The following is a 15091-nucleotide window of genomic DNA, read 5'->3' on the forward strand; positions in this document are numbered from 1 at the left end:
TTTAAAAATTAACCTTTTGCTTTAGCAATGATTTCTTCCGCAACGTTTTGAGGAGTCGCTTGGTATTTCTCTAATTCCATAGAAGAAGTTGCTCTTCCTGAAGAAAGTGTTCTCAGAGTCGTTACATATCCGAACATTTCAGAAAGTGGAACTGAACCTTTGATTACAACGGCACCGTTCTTTTCTTCTTGTCCACTGATAGTCCCTCTTCTCTTGTTAAGGTCACCAATGATGTTACCCATGTATTCTTCCGGAGTTACTACTTCCAGTTTCATAATAGGCTCCATAATTACTGGCTTAGCAGCACGTCCCGCTTCTTTAAATCCTAATTTTGCAGCCATTTCAAAAGAAAGTGCATCAGAATCCACCGCGTGGAAAGATCCGTCTTTAAGAGTAACTTTAATCCCTTCCACTTCGAAACCAGCCAAAGGACCGTTTTTCATTGCAGCTTTAAATCCTTTTTCAATAGCAGGAACAAATTCTCTAGGAACGTTACCACCTTTGATCTCATTAACGAATTCCAAACCGATTTTACCTTCGTCAGCAGGTCCTAATTCAAATACGATATCTGCAAATTTACCCTTACCACCAGATTGTTTTTTGTAAACTTCTCTGTGCTGAGCAACTCTTGTAAGATTTTCTTTGTATTCTACCTGTGGCTGACCTTGGTTTACTTCTACTTTGAATTCTCTTCTCATACGGTCAACAATGATATCCAAGTGAAGCTCACCCATACCAGAGATAATCGTTTGTCCTGAAGCCTCATCAGTTCTAACTGTGAACGTAGGATCTTCTTCAGCTAGTTTAGCCAAAGCGTTACCCATTTTATCCTGGTCAGCTTTTGTTTTAGGCTCAACTGCGATACCAATAACCGGATCAGGGAAAACCATCGATTCTAGAACGATTGGGTTTTTCTCATCACACATGGTATCACCAGTTTTGATAGATTTGAATCCTACCGCTGCACCAATATCTCCTGCTTCAATATATTCTACAGGATTTTGCTTGTTTGCGTGCATCTGATAGATTCTAGAGATTCTTTCTTTATCACCAGAACGAGTGTTCAAAATGTAAGAACCTGCATCTAATCTTCCAGAGTATGCTCTGAAGAACGCCAATCTTCCTACAAAAGGATCGGTAGCAATCTTAAATGCCAAAGCCGCGAAAGGCTCTTTTACGTCTGGTTTTCTTGTAATTTCAGCATCCGTTCTTGGATCTGTACCTTTGATATCATCTTTATCCAATGGTGAAGGCAAATATTTACATACTGCATCCAACATAAACTGTACTCCTTTATTTTTAAATGAAGAACCACAAGTCATTGGGATAATAGAAAGATCGATAGTTGCTTTTCTAAGTGCTGCATTGATTTCTTCTTCAGAAATAGAATCCGGATCTTCGAAGAATTTCTCCATCAAAGTCTCATCGTAATCTGCAACTGCTTCTACTAATTTTTCTCTGTATTCTAGAACTTCGTCTTTCATGTCTTCAGGAATTGGCACTACTTCGAAAGTAGCTCCTTGCCCTGCTTCATCCCAGATGATCGCTCTGTTTTTAATTAAGTCTACAACTCCTTTGAAATCTTCTTCAGCACCGATTGGCAAAACGATTGGAACTGCGTTTGATCCTAACATCGTCTTAACCTGGTTTACCACGTTAAGGAAGTCAGCACCTTGACGGTCCATTTTGTTTACGAATCCCATTCTCGCTACTTTGTAGTTATCAGCAAGTCTCCAGTTGGTTTCAGACTGAGGCTCTACTCCGTCTACTGCAGAGAAAAGGAATACCAAACCATCCAATACTCTCAAAGATCTGTTTACTTCTACAGTGAAGTCAACGTGTCCCGGTGTATCGATGATGTTGAAGTGATAAGGTTTCGTTTCAGGAAGAGCTTTTCCTTGATCTGTTGGAAAGTTCCAAGAACAAGTGGTTGCAGCAGAAGTAATGGTAATTCCTCTTTCTGCTTCCTGCTCCATCCAGTCCATCGTAGAAGCACCATCGTGAACTTCTCCGATTTTATGGTTTACTCCAGTATAGAATAAAATTCTTTCTGTAGTGGTTGTTTTACCGGCATCAATGTGCGCAGCAATACCAATATTTCTTGTAAATTTAAGATCTCTACTCATTTCAGATTAGAATTTAAAGTGTGAGAAAGCCTTGTTCGCTTCCGCCATTTTGTGAGTATCAGATTTTTTCTTGTACGCAGCACCTTCTTCTCTTGAAGCCGCTACTACTTCATTAGCCAATTTCAAAGCCATAGACTTATCATTTCTGGCTTTTGAATATTTGATTAACCATTTCATCGCCATAGAAATTTTTCTATCTGCTCTGATTGGCATCGGGATCTGGAAGTTGGCTCCACCTACTCTTCTGGAACGTACTTCTACGTGAGGCATAACGTTTGTTAATGCATCTTTCCAGATTTCAAGGGCTGTTTTCTCAGTTTCACCTTTTTTAGCTTCTACAAGCTCTAAAGCATCATAGAATATTTTAAATGCGATAGACTTTTTACCGTCCAGCATTAAGTTGTTTACAAATCTAGTTACCAATTGATCATTAAATTTCGGATCTGGTAACAACGGTCTTTTTTTCGCTTTTGTCTTTCTCATTGTTTCTGTACCTTATTTAATGATTATTTTTTCTTTCCTTTAGCTGGTGCAGCAGCTGCCTGACCTGGTTTTGGTCTTTTAGCTCCGTACTTAGATCTTCTCTGTGTTCTTCCACTAACACCTGCCGTGTCTAGTGCTCCTCTTACAATATGATAACGTACTCCCGGTAGGTCTTTCACCCTTCCGCCGCGTACCAATACTATCGAGTGCTCTTGAAGATTATGTCCTTCGCCCGGGATGTAGGCGTTGACTTCTTTACCGTTTGAAAGTCTTACCCTTGCTACTTTTCTAAGTGCAGAGTTAGGTTTCTTAGGAGTGGTAGTATATACTCTCGTACATACACCTCGTCTTTGTGGACAAGAATCAAGGGCAGCCGATTTACTCTTCTTGGTGAGTGCGACTCTTCCTTTTCTTACTAATTGTTGAATAGTAGGCATTTAATTGCTTTTTATTTTAGGGTGCAAAAATATGAATAATTTTTTAATTGACAACAAGTTATAGATAAATATTAATCTTTAAAATAATTTTCAGACCTGTTATATTTAAGGAATGATGGTGACTTCTACGTTTTTATTCCAATTGAATTGTTTAATATTTTGTTTCAACTGCTCTATATTTTTTCCATTGACCGAATAAATTGAAACTTCAGGATTTGCAACAGTTATTGTATGGCTGATTTTTAAAACAGCCGCTTTTTTCCAGCTTTCAGGAACCTGGCCCTGCATCCAAGTTTCGTACACGATTGCCAATTCATACGTGTTTGCTTCACAGTAGTCTGTAAGAAAAGTTTTAAAGCGGAAATCAAAAAGGTTATGATTTTCATTAAAAACAATAGTTTCTGTTGACGCCAAACCGGCAATATCCAGCAAATGAATATCTGTATAATAGGTAATAGCACCAATGTCATTCGCAACCACTTTTGATGCATTATAATAGGTATGTAAAAATTTTGCAGATTGTACCTGTTGCTCATATATGTTTTTACTTCCGTTATTTAGCATTTGATGGGCTACTCCTGTTTTATATAGCATCAATAAAATATTTATGAATAATAAAATACTCAAAACCAATTCTTTTTTAATATACTTTTTTGGGTCTGAGAAAATAGTTTTGATTTTTGGAAAGACAGCCATTGAAAATCCGACAAGCATGTAAGCTTCGTACCTGAAAGCTCCTTTTAAATCTGCAAACATACTATGACAAATCATTACCAGAGAAAATACAATCAGAAAAAAATGAGATTGTATTAATTCAGGAAAACTTTTGCATCTGAGATCTCTGTAAATAAAAATCCCGGAAATTACTATGGGAAGAAAACCGACTTTATAAAAACTTATGTTTAGTAACAGCTTATCGAATAGCAGATATTTAATCTGAGAAGACATATCTGATGTTAAACTGAGCTTTGTCCCTTTGACGATAACCGAATTGGGAAATAGATAGCCTGAATAGGTATAATTAAAATAACAGAATATTATAATAGGTATAAATCCTAAAAGCAATACTAAAACACCGCTTTTCCATCTTTTAATTAAAAATAAAACGAAGGCTAAAATAACAAAATAAAACATACTTTCAAACCGAACAAGCCCCATTAACAAGATCGTAGCATAGAATCCGAATCTGGCAAGCCGATGCTCTTTTTTCAGTTCAAAACAAAAAATATTCAGTACAAAAAGGAAAATCTGGAGCAGATGTTCCATCCCGGAAAGCATCTGCAAATGCATCACGGCAAAAAAAACAGTACATAAAGTACAGATTACAATATGTTTTGTTTCTCTGAAAATTTCCGAGTAATATTTATTCAGAATAAAAATAACTGCACTACACAAAATAACATTAAAATACAAAGGCAAAACCTCCTGATTACCAAATATATTCATCAAAAGACTTACAATAAAAGTAAATAAAGGTGACGAAGATGATGATGAAAATGTATAAGGCGTAACTCCCCAAACTTTATGCAAAGAAAAATTTTTAGCCATTGACAAATGAATATATGCATCATCTATCGGGTAAACATAATGTCCTTCCGTACTATAAACAGCTTTGATATAGTAAAAAATACAAACCGCAAAAAATAATGATAAGGAAATCCAAAAACTTTTCAGAGAATGATTTTTTTGGGAATGATCCATTTTTTAAGATTATTATTAAGAATATCAAAGATAAGTATCATCAATGATCTGCCGGTAATTTCGGCACAATATTTATTTAACTTTGAATTACAAAAAATAAACATATGAAAAATGCAAACATTATTGGCTTAGAAGAATCAGACTGTAGTACTATTTCGCAGAAACTGAATATCCTTTTGGCCAACTATTCGGTTTTTTATCAAAACACGCGTGGCTCTCACTGGAACATCAAAGGAGAACAGTTTTTTACCCTTCATCCCAAATTCGAAGAACTTTACAATAGTCTGGTGTTAAAAATTGATGAAATTGCCGAGAGAATTCTGACCTTAGGCGCAACTCCCGCCCATAATTATTCTGAATATTTAACGGTTTCCACCATTAAGGAAAGCCGTGAAGTAAGCGACGGAAACAAAAGCGTCGAGATTATTCTGGAATCTTTTAAGATCGTGATCGACCTTCAGAGAGAGCTTTTGGATATTACAGAAAAAGCAGGCGACGAAGGTACCAACTCTCAGATGAGCGACTATATTACAGAACAGGAAAAAGAAGTCTGGATGTACAATTCTTATTTAGGAAAATAAAAACTTCGATCACAATATTTAAAAATCGCCTTACATTCAGGCGATTTATTTTATGATTAAATTTGCATTAAAATCAAAATATGCACGACATCAGGCTGAATTCAATTCTCGATAACGATTTCTATAAAATTACCATGCAAAATGCGGTAGTGCAGTTATTCCCCAGTCAAACCGTAAAATATGAATTTATCAACAGAGGAAAACATCACTTTCCGGAAGGTTTTGATGTGGCATTGAGAGCCTTGGTTTCACAAATGGCCGAGCTCAAACTCACTAAAGATGAAAAAAGATTTCTGGCAAAAACCTGTCCTTATTTAAATTTACCGTATTTGGACTTTCTGGAAGGCTATCATTACGATCCTTCTGAAGTAAAAATTTTGCAGACGGGAAATGATCTTTCTGTCACTGTAGAAGGTCTTTGGTATAGAACGATTTTATGGGAAGTCCCTTTATTATCCCTGATCAGCGAGCTGCACTACGAAATGAATCACATGGAAAGAGATTCTAATGAGATCATCATGAACAAAACATTGGAGAAGGCAGAGACGCTTAATCAGTTAGGGGTAAATTTTGCAGAATTCGGGACCCGGAGAAGACATTCCTATCACGTTCAAAATCTGGTTATGGAAGCCTTGACACAGAAAAAAGATTCTACGTTTATCGGAAGCTCAAATGTGCATTTTGCCATGAAATACAATGTAAAACCTATTGGAACACACGCTCACGAATGGTTTATGTTTCACGGAGCAGAGTTCGGATTTAAAATGGCCAACGAATTGGCTCTGGAACATTGGGTCGATGTCTATCGCGGTGATTTGGGAGTTGCGCTTTCAGATACTTATACGACCGATGTTTTTTTTCAGCAGTTTGATAAGAAATTTGCAAAACTTTTCGACGGAGTGCGTCATGACAGCGGAGATCCGTTCGAATTCGCCGATAAAACCGTAGCGCATTATAAAAACAACGGGATCAATCCTTTATTTAAATATATCATTTTTTCAGATAATTTAAATCTTGAAAAAGTAGAAGAAATTACGCGTTACTGCAAAGGAAAAATTGGGGTTTCTTTCGGAATCGGCACCAATCTTACCAATGATGTAGGCTTAAAACCTATGAATATCGTCATGAAATTAATCGGTGTACAGTCTCTGAATAAAGAATGGATTCCTACCGTAAAGCTTTCTGATGAGCACGGAAAATACACAGGAGATTCTAAAATGATCGAATTGGCTAAAGAATTTTTAAGAATAAAAGATTAATACTTATTAATGTAAATAATTTAATTAGTTAAACTAGTAACCTCGCAAATCGTGGCGTTATCCAAACTAAGAACCATCTATAAAAAAACCTCGAGGAAAAGCTAAAAAAAATTAGCAGAAATCATCACCTGGATAAGAATATAGAAACCCAATAGGATTTTTGGCTGCACATACAGAATAATAACCACTCAGCTTTTACAAGGTTTCCCGTAAACAAATGATACCTATCTTTTTGTAATTTTGAAAAATGGAAACTACATATTTAATCATCGGGTTTATTTCCGGAGGGATTCTCGGCGCTGTTATTTTATACTTTATCTTAAAGTCATCGATGGTTTCAAGGAATACATATGATAGCCTGAATCATTTACTTATTAAGAATAATTCGGATCTGGAAAACGCTAACCGTAAAATTGCAGAGCTGGATCAACTCAATCTGGCGGAGAAAGAAAATTTTCTTCAGCAGTCAGATCTTTTTAACGATTTGAAAAATGAATTTGCAAAAATTTCTGCCGAATATTTTTCATTACAACTACAATTTAATGAACAAAAAGAAATTCACAGCAAACAAAATACTCAGATAGATGCTCTTGTAAATGAAAAGCAACAGCTTTTTGCTAAAAATTCTGAGCTTTCCGCCATTAATAATCAATTTAAAAAATCTCTTGAAACGCAAAAAGAAGAAATCTCAAAAATACAGGAAGAGGGCAAATTGCATTTCGAAAATTTAGCCAATAAAATTTTAGAGGAGAAAGCTGAAAAATTTACAACGCTGAACCAAAATAATCTAAAAAATATCCTCGATCCGTTTCAGGAAAAAATCACTGATCTGAAGAATAAAGTCAATGAGGTGTATGAAAAAGAAAATAAAGAGCGTTTCTCTCTCGGCGAAAAAGTAAAAGAACTGGCAATGCTTAATCAGCAGATTTCCGAAGACGCCAAAAAACTGACACGCGCGCTAAAAGGTGAAAGTAAGACGCAGGGAAACTGGGGCGAAATGATTTTGGAAAGTATTCTGGAAAAATCAGGCTTAGTGAAGGGAAGAGAATATTTTCTTGAACATGAACTTAAAGATGAAGACAATAAGGCATTGTTTTCAGAATTTTCTGGTAAAAAAATGCGTCCCGATGCCGTTGTAAAATATCCCGATGAGCGAAATGTGATTATTGATTCTAAAGTTTCGTTGACAGCTTTTACAGAATTGGTTGACGAAAATGATCCTGATATCTATCAGATCAAACTCAAGCAACATTTGTCTTCCGTCAAAAATCACATCAGTCAGCTGAGTCAAAAAGCGTACGACGATTACGGGAAATCGCTAGATTTTGTAATGATGTTTCTCCCAAGTGAGCCTGCGTATATTGCTGCAATGCAAACAGATCAAAACCTGTGGAATTTTGCTTATGAAAAAAGGATCTTACTTTTAAATCCCAGCAATCTGATTACTTCTCTCAAACTGATCGCAGATCTTTGGAAAAGAGAATACCAGAACAGAAATTCTATGGAAATTGCAGAACGTGGCGCAAAATTATATGATAAATTTGCTGGTTTCATAGAAAATCTGGAGAAAGTAGGGAGAAATATTGATCAGGCAAAAAATGTCTATAACGATGCATTCAAACAATTGTATACAGGAAATGACAACCTGATTGCACAGACCCAAAAACTAAAATCCTTAGGAATTAAAAATAAAAAGGAGCTTCCACAAAGCCTGATCGATACTTCTGAAAACCAAATTGATCTACACCAATAAAACTTTCTGCCAAATTTTCCATAATTTTGCGGCATGTTAATCGAAAGTTTTCAAAACGAAAAAATTAAAAATGTTACACGGCTGTTAACCGATAACCGATTCAGAAAAAAATCGGGTGTTTTTGTGGTGGAAGGACAACAGGAAAATGACAGAGCGCAGAAATATCACTTTGAAGCGACTGAATATTTCGTTTGTGAAAGTATTTTTAAAGGTGAGATCCCGAAAGGAAAAATTCATTATGTCTCTGAAAAAGTGTACGAAAAAACTGCCTACAGAGGAACTTCTGAAGGAATAATCGGCATCTATAAAGCAAAAGAGTCTCAACTGAACACTTTCAAGCCTAAAGACAGCTCCACCGTAATTGTCGTAGAAGGTATTGAAAAACCCGGAAATCTGGGAGCGATCCTGAGAAGTTGCGAAGCTTTTGGGATTGATGCATTAATCGTGACTGACGCGAAAGCAGATTTTTATAATCCCAATGTAATCCGGTCTAGTGTAGGATGTTTATTCGGAATGGATGTTTTTCAGGCAGAAAATCCTGAAGTGTTGGAATTTTTAAACGAAAACCACTTCAATATATACACAACCATTATGGATAAAACTTCAGAAGATCTTTACAAAAGAGATTTTACTGAGAAGTCTGCAGTAGTATTCGGGACAGAGCATTCCGGGCTAAGTGATTTTTGGAATGGAAAAGGAAAGAATACTTTAATTCCCATGGTTGGAAGCATTGATTCTTTAAATCTCAGCAATGCGGTAGCAATTACCTGTTACGAATCTCTAAGACAGAAAAAATAATATTATGATAAAGCATAAAAAAACCGCTTCGATAACGAAACGGTTCTTTTATTGTAGCAGTAGCTAGAATTATTTCTTAACAGCAGTTTTAGCTGAATCAGACTTAACTTCAACGCTATCTTTCTTCATGTCAGTTTTAGTGTCCATAGAATCTTTCTTAGCAGTGTTAGCAGAATCCATGTTGTTTTGAACTGAATCAGCGTTGTTCTCGATTGAATCAGCAGAACCTTCAGTAGTAGTAGCATCAGTTTTCTTACAAGCAACTAGAGAGATTGCAGCGATAGCAGCTACGAATAATGACTTTTTCATAATAAATTAAATTTAATTTTGTTAATATTGTTTTTGAATCTTTTCTCGTTCGGTTATTTGAACAGGACAAAGGTAGAGCAGATAAAAAATTTGTTTATGAAAAATAATTGTAATACCTTTGTAAAACAGTTTTACAAATAATTATAACTGATAATCAATAATTTAAGTAATTTTTTAAAATTGACAGATTTAGATTTATTACATTTTGAGCAGCTGAAAAAGGACGTTCAGGCTCAATATCTGAAAGAACACTCGCCTTCTTATGATGATATTTCTAAGTGGAAAGGTATTGATATCATTTATTTTCAGGAAGACCTTCGAAAAAAAGCGAAAGGGAACATCAGCGAAAAATCTTTTTACACTTATTTTAAAAGTTCACCGGTCACTAAATTACCACGTATCGATATGCTCAATTTATTGAGTATTTATGCGGATTACAGCTCATGGTACGAATTTAAAAAACAACATCTTTTTGCCGGTGAATTGCTTCTGGAAGATGATGATTCTGGTGACCAATCTGATAAAGAATCCCTAAAAACAGTTGCAAATTCAGATATCACTTCAAAAAGTGACATTCTTCCTGAAAAAGCAGTGGAAAATGAAGTAAAAGATATTAATTTACAAAATAATCCTACTGAAAATCAATCTATTAATCAAAAACCGCCTATCAGTAACAATATAACAGTACCGGTTGTAAAATCAGATAAAAAGAGTTATCAGAAGCTTGCCTGGATTGCTGCATCATCGTTATTAGTGACCGTAATGGTGCTTTTAGGGTTTAAAGATGAAATTTTTCAGAAAACGTATACCTATTGCTTTACAGATGCAGACCGTAATCAGAATGTACAGAGCACTATTGAGATAAAAGTGATTAAGCAGAATGAATCTCCACTGTTCTTTAGAATAAAGCCGGGAGAATGCTTTCATTATCCAACCAAAGATAAAAACCTGAAAATGCAGATCAGCTCTACGGCTTATGAGAATCTGGAAATTAACAGGAACCTTGAAAATGCTCCTGAAGAAGAGACCATAGAGCTGAAACCGGATGATTATAAAATGGCCGTTCTCTATTTCTCCAAAAAAGACATGTCCGGAAATCCTTCTGAAGAAATAAACATCAAAAGACGGCAACTGGAAAGCAGAATCAGCAATGACGCCATCATTTCTCAAGTGTATGATAATGAAATTTATGGGATTGAAACTCTAGATAAGCAGAAATACATCACTTTGGTTACTACACCCACAACTTCTCTCAAAAATCTTTCTGTCATCGAAATGAAAACTGACAAGAAAGGTAAAATAATTTCTATTAAATTTAAAATCACAACCCATGAAAACAATAATTAACTTTTTGATTTTCAGTATTATATTCTTATCATTTGCTTCATGTGTGAAAAAAGAAGAGCAAACCATGAGTGATCTGGATAAATTAAGAAACAGCAACAACCGGCTGACTTATCCTGCTGTGCAGATGGACAGCGCACAAGCGATCAACACGATTACGACCCAAAAAGTACAGCAGCTTTTAGAATTATCAACCTTATACCTTTCAGGAAACAGAAATACGGAAATCGATACAGTGATTTTTTCTCAAATGCAGAGTTATTTTCATGAACCGGACAGCATGACTTTTAAACCTTTGTTTAAAGAGCTGGAAAGCTTGAAGGTAAAAAGTGTAAAGGTCAATAACCTTAAAGTGTATAAAGAAATTCAACATCAGGATACTCTGGATTTTGCTAAGTTTAACGTTGAATATTTTGACCGAAAAAATAAATCGATCGGGACATTCGAAAAAAATGCGCAGTATACTTTAGTTTCAAAACCAATTAAATTTAAGAAGGAATTTAAATTTTATTTTGTAAATTTTTATCAGCCTCTCAAAAAAGACAGCACTTTAGTAGGCGTTACAAGATAATCTACTGCAATATCATCTTCACGAAGATCATTGATCATTTCATCAGGAGTAAAATAATTGACTCCTATTTTTTTGGTATTAGAAGATATTTTTTGAAAAAAAACATCATAAAAACCTTTTCCGTAGCCAACTCTGTTTCCGTTTTGGTCACAATACAGAAGAGGGGTAATTACATAATCAAAATCTGAAATCCCCGGATCTTCATCAGAAACAGGCTCAGAAATCCCCCACTGATTTATTTCGAAGGCTGTGTCTTTAAAAATTTCTACGGAAATCAATGTTATGCCTAAAATTTTAGGGACAAAAACCCGGATATTGCGGCTCAGAAAATAATCGATCCAGATTTGGGTGTCTATTTCTTTCAACCGTTCAATCGGAATAAAAATATGTACTTTCTGATGTGGGACAGGTTTAAAATAGGTGACAAAATTTTTAAATATTTTCTCAGATAAAAGCAAAACCTCATCACTGGACAAGGCTTTTCTTTTTTGCATATATATTTTTCTAATCTCAGCTTTCAGCATATTGATAAAATGTTTAAGCTTATAATATCTTATATAATTTATCCGATAAACGAACTCTGAACGGAAGCTCAAAGGTAATCTGATCACCCTGCTTTGCCGTTTCACAAGGTCCGCCGTTAGCAAACATCTCGGTGATCACAACTTCCTGTTCACCTGTTGTAGGACCAGAAATCAATACCTTATCACCGATCAAAAGTTCTTTATTTTCAATTAAAAACTGTGCAATTTTAGACTTTGTATAATAATGTTCTGCCTTTCCGATCAATGTTTTTTTAATTTTTATTTTCTGGCGGATGTCTTTTGTCTCAGCTTTTGCTTTAGCCAATGTCTGAGTTGGCACATCACCTGATTTTTTAAATTTCAAAGCATCCGATTTTCCTTTTCTGAACACTTTATTTCCTACCTGCAGACCTTTTCTTAATTTCAATTGTTCTTCTATGGGCAAATGAATAGTTTCCAGGCATTCTGTAGAACAGCAGTTTTCCATCACTTCCTTACATTCATCACACTGGATAAACAGCAAATGACAGGCATCATTGGCACAATTGGTGTGATTATCACACGGTTTCCCGCATTGATGGCACTGTGCAATGATATCGTCGGTGATTCTTTCGCCTAATCTGTGGTCAAATACAAAATTCTTACCTACAAATTTACTTTCAACACCTTCTTCTTTCACTTGCCGTGCGTATTCAATAATCCCGCCTTCCAACTGAAAAACATTTTTAAAACCCTGATGTTTGAAGTAGGCACTGGCTTTTTCGCAACGGATTCCGCCTGTACAGTACATCAATAAGTTTTTGTCTTCTTTAAAATCCTGTAACTGCTCATTAATAATCGGCAGACTTTCCCTGAAAGTTTCAACATCAGGCGTAATGGCCCCTTCAAAATGCCCGACTTCACTTTCGTAATGATTTCTAAAATCGACGACAATCGTATTGGGATCTTCCAACAAAGTATTAAACTCCTGCGCTTTTAAATGAATTCCTTTATCGGTTACATCAAAGGTTTCATCATTTAGCCCATCAGCAACGATTTTATGCCTTACTTTAATGGTTAATTTTAAAAAAGAATGATCATCGTGCTCTACCGCAACATTCAGACGAATTCCTTTCATAAAATCATACGCTTCCAACGTATTCCTAAATGTTTCAAACTGATCGGCAGGAACACTCATTTGCGCATTAATACCTTCATGGGCAACATAAATACGTCCGAGTGCATCAAGTGCATTCCAGGCGATAAATAATTCGTTACGGAATTTTTTGGGATCTTCAATTTTGGCATACGCATAGAAAGACAAAGTAAGGCGCTGCTTACCGGCTTCATCAATAAGACGGGCTCTTTCTTCTGCGCTTAAGGTGTTATACAGTTGCATGCTATAAACGTTTTAAGGGAGAAAATTTTTGCAAAGATAATGATTTTCATAAAGACAAAAAATAGCCAACAAATGATATAAAAATGTAAAAATGTCATGATTTTCTTTAAGTAATTTTTAAGTTTCGTTAATAATAGGATTTTAATTATGACATAATGTATAAAATGACATAATTGTCGTTAAATTTTAGTTAAAATTGAAACATAGCATAACAATTGCATACTTATTAAGCAGTAAATTTGTTAACAGTAAAACCAATAATTAAAGAAGATAAAATGAAGAGTACTTTAAAAAAACTATTACCATTTGCTGTAGTAGGAGTGATCTCAGGAGCTACTACGGTTGGCGTACAACAATATTTTGGTCATACGTCGAATAATGAAGATGGATCTTACTTCACCACATCAAAAAACGTTTCTTTTGCAGGGATGAATACTTCTGCAGTAGGAGATGATTTTGTAGCGGCTGCGAAAACAACCGTTCCTGCTGTGGTTACGATCAAAAATTATCAGACAAAAACTTCAAGCAGAGCTTCGGAGCAGGATATGTTTGATTTCTTTTTTGGTGATCCCACAGGAAGAAACCAAAGACAAAGACAGCAGCAGGCTCCGGATAATATGCCTTCAGGATTGGGATCAGGGGTAATTATTTCTCCGGATGGCTATATCATTTCAAACAATCATGTTGTGGCAGGAGCAAGCAAGCTGGAAGTTGTCTTGAGCAATAAAAAATCCTATATCGCAACATTGGTAGGAACAGATCCCAATACCGATATTTCTCTTTTAAAGATAGAAGAAAAAGGCCTTCCTTATTTAAATTTTGCCAATTCTGACAATCTTGAAGTCGGACAATGGGTTTTAGCCGTGGGAAATCCTTTAGGATTAAATTCTACGGTTACGGCGGGAATTATTTCTGCCAAAGGAAGGGGAATAGGAATTCTTGGCGGACAAGGGAAAGCAGCCAACCCTATTGAGAGCTTTATTCAGACCGATGCAGCCATTAACCCTGGAAATTCCGGCGGTGCATTGGTGAATGTAAACGGTGATCTGATCGGGATTAATTCTGCCATTTCTTCTACCAACGGATATTATCAGGGATATGGATTTGCGGTGCCTGCAAACCTTGCAAGAAAGATTGTGGAAGACATCAAGAAATTCGGGATTGTACAGCGTGGCTTCTTAGGAGTTTCATCGCTTGATCTTTCTGATGACAGACAGGTTGCGGCATATAATGCGGAAAAGAAAACCAATTTAAAAGTAGGTTCCGGAATTTATGTAACCAGTGTTACAGACGACAGCGGTGCGCAAAATGCGGGAATCAGAACCGGAGATATCATTACTAAAATAGATAATATTGCCATTACAGATTTTGCAGATCTCTCTATGTCTGTCGGAAGCAAGCGTCCCGGAGATAAGGTAGTGGTAACCTATCTGAGAAATGGAAAAGAAAATACATCTACCGTAACCCTGAAAGATCAGAAAGGAGGTACCTCAACAAGATCTAAGGCGGATCTGAGTGTAACTGAAAAAATAGGTTCTGACTTTGATCCTTTAAGCGAAAGAATTAAAACAGACTACGGCTTAAATAGTGGTGTGGTTGCCAAGAATGTGACTGAAGGCAGCGAAATCGCCAAAATCGGTATTGTAGACGGATATATTGTTTTGGAAATCAACGGGAAACCTGTAAACTCTCAAAAAGATATAGAAAGAATTCTGGACAAATATCAGGGAAATGTACAGGTAAAATTTGTAGATGATTACGGAAGAATCTATACCAAGGGATTCAAAATGCCTTAAATAATTTTCAACCTTTGAATAAAAACAAACG

14 protein-coding genes are annotated in these 15091 nt (G+C 35.8%); 7 read left to right on the top strand and 7 right to left on the bottom strand.

Going from position 1 to position 15091, the window contains the following annotated elements; genetic code table 11:
- Positions 1 to 8: 8 nt before the first annotated feature.
- From fusA to N0B16_RS07130, 4 genes are all read right to left on the bottom strand, one after another.
- Positions 9 to 2126: an elongation factor G gene (fusA, locus tag N0B16_RS07115; RefSeq protein WP_262990095.1), complete on the bottom strand. Its 2118-nt coding sequence runs from the start codon at positions 2124 to 2126 to the stop codon at positions 9 to 11.
- Positions 2127 to 2132: 6 nt separating this feature from the next.
- A complete protein-coding gene (gene rpsG / locus N0B16_RS07120; protein WP_034738844.1) occupies positions 2133 to 2609 on the bottom strand; it encodes a 30S ribosomal protein S7 in 477 nt (158 codons plus the stop codon).
- Between the two features lie 23 nt (positions 2610 to 2632).
- Positions 2633 to 3046 (bottom strand): 30S ribosomal protein S12, encoded by a 414-nt coding sequence (rpsL, locus tag N0B16_RS07125; protein ID WP_027383325.1) that lies wholly within the window; start codon positions 3044 to 3046, stop codon positions 2633 to 2635.
- Between the two features lie 105 nt (positions 3047 to 3151).
- Positions 3152 to 4747 (bottom strand): DUF8728 domain-containing protein, encoded by a 1596-nt coding sequence (locus N0B16_RS07130; protein WP_262990096.1) that lies wholly within the window; start codon positions 4745 to 4747, stop codon positions 3152 to 3154.
- Positions 4748 to 4851: 104 nt separating this feature from the next.
- Here N0B16_RS07130 and N0B16_RS07135 point away from each other — a divergent pair, with 104 nt between their 5' ends.
- From N0B16_RS07135 to N0B16_RS07150, 4 genes are all read left to right on the top strand, one after another.
- Entirely contained in the window at positions 4852 to 5328 is a 477-nt protein-coding gene (locus N0B16_RS07135; RefSeq protein ID WP_262990097.1) for a Dps family protein, read from the top strand.
- Between the two features lie 80 nt (positions 5329 to 5408).
- Positions 5409 to 6587 (top strand): nicotinate phosphoribosyltransferase, encoded by a 1179-nt coding sequence (gene pncB / locus N0B16_RS07140; RefSeq protein ID WP_262990098.1) that lies wholly within the window; start codon positions 5409 to 5411, stop codon positions 6585 to 6587.
- 247 nt (positions 6588 to 6834) lie between these two features.
- Positions 6835 to 8340, top strand: a complete 1506-nt coding sequence (locus N0B16_RS07145; protein WP_262990099.1) for a DNA recombination protein RmuC — start codon at positions 6835 to 6837, stop codon at positions 8338 to 8340.
- Positions 8341 to 8373: 33 nt separating this feature from the next.
- On the top strand, positions 8374 to 9138 hold the full coding sequence (locus N0B16_RS07150) for a TrmH family RNA methyltransferase (RefSeq protein WP_262990100.1): 765 nt from the start codon (positions 8374 to 8376) through the stop codon (positions 9136 to 9138).
- A 69-nt stretch (positions 9139 to 9207) separates the two neighbouring features.
- Here the strand turns inward: N0B16_RS07150 and N0B16_RS07155 are convergent, their stop codons facing one another.
- Complete coding sequence (locus tag N0B16_RS07155) at positions 9208 to 9447, bottom strand: hypothetical protein (RefSeq protein WP_262990101.1); 240 nt, start codon at positions 9445 to 9447, stop codon at positions 9208 to 9210.
- Between the two features lie 180 nt (positions 9448 to 9627).
- Here N0B16_RS07155 and N0B16_RS07160 point away from each other — a divergent pair, with 180 nt between their 5' ends.
- The gene (locus N0B16_RS07160) at positions 9628 to 10794 is read left to right on the top strand and encodes a hypothetical protein (protein WP_262990102.1); all 1167 of its coding nucleotides are present in this window, start codon (positions 9628 to 9630) and stop codon (positions 10792 to 10794) included.
- Positions 10778 to 11362 (top strand): hypothetical protein, encoded by a 585-nt coding sequence (locus tag N0B16_RS07165; protein ID WP_262990103.1) that lies wholly within the window; start codon positions 10778 to 10780, stop codon positions 11360 to 11362. The genes N0B16_RS07160 and N0B16_RS07165 overlap by 17 nt, the downstream gene beginning before the upstream one ends.
- Here N0B16_RS07165 and N0B16_RS07170 read toward each other — a convergent pair.
- Together N0B16_RS07170 and trhO are read right to left on the bottom strand one after the other, a co-directional pair.
- Complete coding sequence (locus N0B16_RS07170) at positions 11317 to 11886, bottom strand: 5-formyltetrahydrofolate cyclo-ligase (RefSeq protein WP_262990104.1); 570 nt, start codon at positions 11884 to 11886, stop codon at positions 11317 to 11319. The genes N0B16_RS07165 and N0B16_RS07170 overlap by 46 nt on opposite strands.
- Positions 11887 to 11905: 19 nt before the next feature.
- Positions 11906 to 13264, bottom strand: a complete 1359-nt coding sequence (gene trhO / locus N0B16_RS07175) for an oxygen-dependent tRNA uridine(34) hydroxylase TrhO (protein WP_262990105.1) — start codon at positions 13262 to 13264, stop codon at positions 11906 to 11908.
- A 275-nt stretch (positions 13265 to 13539) separates the two neighbouring features.
- On the opposite strand from trhO, the gene N0B16_RS07180 reads away from it, so the two are divergent.
- Entirely contained in the window at positions 13540 to 15060 is a 1521-nt protein-coding gene (locus tag N0B16_RS07180; protein WP_262990106.1) for a trypsin-like peptidase domain-containing protein, read from the top strand.
- Positions 15061 to 15091 lie beyond the last annotated feature (31 nt).

This window comes from Chryseobacterium gilvum (assembly GCF_025628965.1).
Classification (GTDB): Bacteria; Bacteroidota; Bacteroidia; order Flavobacteriales; family Weeksellaceae; genus Chryseobacterium; species Chryseobacterium gilvum.